The sequence below is a fragment of the Pseudomonas fontis genome, from assembly GCF_028656955.1.
GTDB lineage: Bacteria > Pseudomonadota > Gammaproteobacteria > Pseudomonadales > Pseudomonadaceae > Aquipseudomonas > Aquipseudomonas fontis.
Genome location: NZ_JAMDGY010000093.1, coordinates 1 through 4,575 on the forward strand (window position 1 = coordinate 1; position 4,575 = coordinate 4,575).

Sequence of the window (4,575 nt, forward strand, 5' to 3'; positions counted from 1 at the left end):
GGTCCAAAAGGAACTGCCCTTGGTAATGCAGAGAGAGGAGTTCTGGGGGAGGCCAATTTTGCTCAGAATAGAATTAAGTCTGACCGCTCCTTTAGCCCGGATGGGCAAAAGATATATTCAGAGTTGGCTGGTAAGCCGATCAAGACGGTTGATGATTTGGCCTCCGCTTTAAAGACCGGAGCCATTAAACCGAGCCAGCTTCCCGTTGACTATGTGGATATGAATGGAACTCGCCTTATTTTGAACACACGAACCTCCACGGCGCTTGAGCAGGCTGGGATTCCGCGTAGCCAGTGGTTTGGGCGAAATCAGACGGGTGTTGAGGCTTATCCGGGCAAGACATTCAATGACTTAGCAGCAGATCAGTTGAAAAATAACAAGCTTCCACCGACAGGCGCAGAGCAACTAAAGTCGGTGCGCCCATGAAAATTGCTCAGCCAAAGTTAATTCTGAATCCGTATGAGTGGCTGCCAGGATATGGTGAGTCAAAAGTATCATTCCGCTCCGTTGGGGCGGATGTGATACTTGATGTTGAGTATGAAAGGGACGCTCTTGGTGCTGATGGCAGTGAGGTTGTGCTGAACTTAAGGAGGGAGATTGTTTTTAAGTTTGTGCGTGCCTTTATTCGACTTCCTTTTCCGGGAAGTGCTCTTTTTGAGTTTGATGGTGATTCAAGCAAGTTTGGGCTTGGTGAGCTGACCGAGTTTGCAGATTCAGAGCTGGTTGGGGCTAGCCTAGAGGCATGGCGTTCGGTTCCGGGTAGCGAGTTGCTTAGGATAAGGCACTTTAGTATTCAGTTTTTGTCGGAAAATATTGCGTTTCATATATTGGCTGAAGACGTGTTTTTATCAGATGAGCAATTGATTAGTTAATCTTTTTCTGAAACCAGATTGGCTGGCACATGGTTCGTTAACCAAACCCCATTCTCAGCCTGAAAGAATTTGAAGCCCTGTTGGTACATCCGCAGGGCTTCAATTTTTAGCACCACAGGCTTTCCATAGCGCTGTCCAACAGCAATGGCCGTCGTTATGTCCTGCGACAGGTGTACATGGTGGCGAGAGCCGGCAATCAGTCCTTGTTGACGAATCGACTCCAGAAAGCGTGTGGCGGTGCCGTGGTAGAGAAACTCTGGCGGCTCTTTCTCTACGTGCTGAAGGCTCACGCTGGCAGTTGAGTGGCCCTGTACGGCGCGAATGCGCAGGCCATCATCCGAGATAGTAAAACGCTTTTTATCGCTGCTGCTGACGACCGCTTGAATAAGCGCAATATCTAAGATTCGTCCATCTTTAGCAGCGCCCGCGATCAAAGAGTCAATATCTGCCCAGCCCTCGCTGTCTAGCTGCAAGCCGATGGCGTGTGGTTCATGCCTGAGAACATAGCTAAGAAATTTGCTGGTCTCGTTGAGTTGCTTGGTATTCATCCTGCTTAACGCCTCAAAATTATTCACTGATTGGCAGCGGTTTGAAAGAAAAGGGGACAGATCTATTTAATTATTCCCCCAACACCGGACTCGCGCCGGTGTTGTTTTATCTGCGGTCAGCGCCAAGCAATAACTGACGAGGCTGTCTGTAATCTGTCTGCAGAGTGTCTGTAATTTGTCTGCAAACAGTCTGCAGATTGTCTGTAGTTTGTCTGCAGTGATAAAGCCCGCGCCTCAATCGGGCAAGCCGATTGTCGATAACCGACCCTCTGTCCGCTTTGGCCCTTAAATCTGGTGTGTATTCAGGGCTTTGTATCGTCCTTAACAGCTGTTGATCGGGCTATACACCATACGCACCCTGCGGGTGATCGTAATGTCTTGATCTATATAAGATTAATCCGGATTTTGGATTCTTCCTTGTATTGCCAAGCGACTACAGCTTTGGCTGTAGGCCACGCCATTCCTGTGTTTGAGCGACTACAGGCTGTATTTGGCTGTCGTCATGACTCTTTTCCTTTAGCTGCTGGCCCTGCTGCACGAGCAATGGCCCCGGCTACCTGGTGTTTCACAATCACCGCATCGAGCAGTCCACGTACCAATTCCTGCTCTTCCATCGGCATGCGTGAAATCGCTTCGAACTGGTAGCGCAGGCGATCATCTGGCCCGCGTTCGTCGGTTTCAAATAGCAAAAAATCCGAGGTCACGTGCAGCGCGATAGCCAGTTTTTTTAGTGCATCGGCTGTAGGCAAGGAGCTACCAGCCTCGTAGCGCTTTATCTGCTGCACATGAATTTCTGTTGCCGCCGAGAGGGCTTGTTGTGTCATGCCGAGCTTTTTACGTAGCTCGACGATGCGTTGGGAAAAGCTCATGGCCGTTAACCAGTGGTGTGGACAGGTCACGATGCTAAACCTCGGATCATTTGGGTATTGACGATAGTACTATATAGTGTACCTTTCGCGTACATCAAATTGATCTTGACAGCTTTTTGGAGAAACCCCGATGGCCCGCATCCCCGAAGCCGAACTGGAACGCCTCAAACGTGAGGTGTCACTGGTTCGGCTGATCCAGTCGCAGGGCCATGAGCTGAAAAAGCGCGGCAAGGATTGGGTGATGCACTGCGTATTCCATGACGAAAGCACGCCCAGCCTGTCAGTCTCCGAGGAGAAAAATCTCTATCACTGCTTCGGCTGCGGGGCCGCTGGTTCGGTGATCGATTGGGTAATGAAAACTCAAGGCGTGTCGTTGCCGCACGCGGTCCAACTGCTGCGCAACGACGCACCGCTGGAAAACACGGAAAAAGTCGGTGTGACACGCAGTCATGCCCGACACCTCCCTTCTTTAGCCGCGGGCTCTTCGGCTTCTGCTGCGCCTGAGGTCGAAGACGCCGCACTGCTGCGTTCGGTGGCCGAGTTCTACCACGCCAACTTCAAACAATCCCCCGAAGCACTGGCCTATCTGGAATCTCGCGGCCTGAACCATCCCGAGCTGATCGAACATTTTCAACTCGGCTATGCCAATAAAACCCTGACGTATCGCTTGCCCGCAGGGCATACCCAGGCGGGTCGGCAGGTGCGACAGCACCTGCAAGATTTAGGGGTTTTGCGTTCTACCGGACACGAACATTTAAACGGTTGTCTGGTCGTGCCGGTGTTGGGTTTTGAGGACGGCGCCCAGCCGGAACAGTCCGGGCGAGTGATGCAGCTGTACGGGCGGCGGATGCAGCCGAACAATAAAATCCCGGCCAATCAGTCGCGGCATATGTACTTGGCCACGCCGTTGCGCGGAGTCTGGAACGAAGCGGCGTTGCTGGCCAGTCTGGAAATTATTCTCTGTGAGTCGCTGATCGACGCCATGACCTTTTGGTGTGCGGGTTTTCGCAACGTCATCAGCGCTTATGGCGTGAACGGTTTTTCCCAAGACCATTGGCAGGCCCTGAAACACCACGGCACCCAGCGTGTGGTGATTGCTTTTGACCGTGACTCAGCGGGAGACGCAGCGGCAGAAAAGTTGGCCGAGGAATTACGCTCTGCCGGCATCGAAGTCTTCCGTCTGTTGTTTCCGCAAGGCATGGACGCTAACGCTTTCGCCTTGCAGGTGGAAAATCCGGCCCAGGCGCTGGGCGAACTGCTGCAACAGGCGCTGTGGCAGGGCAAAGGCACGCCGGTTTTGGTCGAGCCAGAAACCTCTTTTTCTTTAGCCGCTGCGCCGCAGGCAACCGCCGAGTTGCCACCGGTGCCGGGTGTTTCCGATTCGGAAACTTTGACGGTCGCGGGTCCGGTTTCCGAATCGGAAACTTTCAGCGAAAACGCCCAGGGCGATTTTTTGTTGGCCGTGGCCGACCGCCGATGGCGTGTGCGCGGCTGGAAAAAGAATCTTGGCCCGGAGCAAATGCGGGTCAATGTGCAGGTGCGCCGCGAGGTCGCCGAAGAGCACGTAATGGGCCGCGAAGCGGCCTATTACGTGGACAGTTTTGATTTGTATGCGGCCAAAGCCCGGTATAGCTATTTGAAACAGGCCAGTATCGAGCTGGGCGTGCCGGAAGAAATTATCAAGCGCGACCTGGGCAAGTTGTTGCTCAAGCTGGAAGGTTTGCAGGAAGCCGCCATCCAAGCCGCACTGGCCCCGAAAAATCCCACGCCGACGCTGAGCGCGGACGATGAACTGGCCGCGTTGAACCTGTTGCGTGCGCCCAATCTGATCGAGCGCATCGAGGCAGATTTGACCCGTTGTGGTGTCGTCGGTGAGTCCTACAACCTGCTGGCCGGGTACTTGGCGGCGGTTTCCCGAAAACTGGATCAACCCTTGGCCGTGTTGATTCAGTCATCGAGCGCGGCGGGTAAAAGCTCGCTGATGGACGCGGTACTGAACCTGATGCCTGAAGAAGAACGCATCCAATACAGCGCCATGACCGGCCAGAGCCTTTTCTATCTTGGCGAAACGGATCTGCAACACAAGATTCTGGCCATCGCCGAGGAAGAGGGCGTTCGCCAAGCGGCCTATGCCCTGAAATTGCTGCAATCGGACGGCGAATTGACCATTGCCAGCACCGGCAAGGACGAAGCCACCGGCAACCTGGTGACCAAGCAATACAGCGTCAAGGGCCCGGTGATGTTGATGCTCACCACCACGGCCATCGACGTGGACGAAGAACTGCT

Annotated in this window: 4 protein-coding genes and 1 pseudogene; 3 read left to right on the forward strand and 2 right to left on the reverse strand. The window is 53.6% G+C overall.

The annotated features are described in order from the left end of the window. Both M5G11_RS23310 and M5G11_RS23315 read left to right on the forward strand, forming a co-directional pair. Positions 1–426: pseudogene (locus M5G11_RS23310) on the forward strand (hypothetical protein); the annotation flags it as partial. Further along, on the forward strand, positions 423–872 hold the full coding sequence (locus M5G11_RS23315; protein WP_273913939.1) for a hypothetical protein: 450 nt from the start codon (positions 423–425) through the stop codon (positions 870–872). The pseudogene M5G11_RS23310 and the gene M5G11_RS23315, both read left to right, overlap by 4 nt. Here M5G11_RS23315 and M5G11_RS23320 read toward each other — a convergent pair. Together M5G11_RS23320 and M5G11_RS23325 are read right to left on the reverse strand one after the other, a co-directional pair. Beyond that, the gene (locus M5G11_RS23320; protein WP_273913938.1) at positions 869–1,420 is read right to left on the reverse strand and encodes an RNA 2'-phosphotransferase; all 552 of its coding nucleotides are present in this window, start codon (positions 1,418–1,420) and stop codon (positions 869–871) included. The two genes, M5G11_RS23315 and M5G11_RS23320, sit on opposite strands and share 4 nt — an antisense overlap. A 500-nt stretch (positions 1,421–1,920) precedes the next feature. Continuing rightward, complete coding sequence (locus tag M5G11_RS23325) at positions 1,921–2,289, reverse strand: helix-turn-helix domain-containing protein (RefSeq protein ID WP_116643215.1); 369 nt, start codon at positions 2,287–2,289, stop codon at positions 1,921–1,923. A 130-nt stretch (positions 2,290–2,419) separates the two neighbouring features. Between M5G11_RS23325 and M5G11_RS23330 the strand changes: the two genes are divergently transcribed. Continuing rightward, positions 2,420–4,575, forward strand: a 2,156-nt coding sequence (locus M5G11_RS23330; RefSeq protein ID WP_273925387.1) for a CHC2 zinc finger domain-containing protein, incomplete at its 3' end; no start/stop codon positions are given.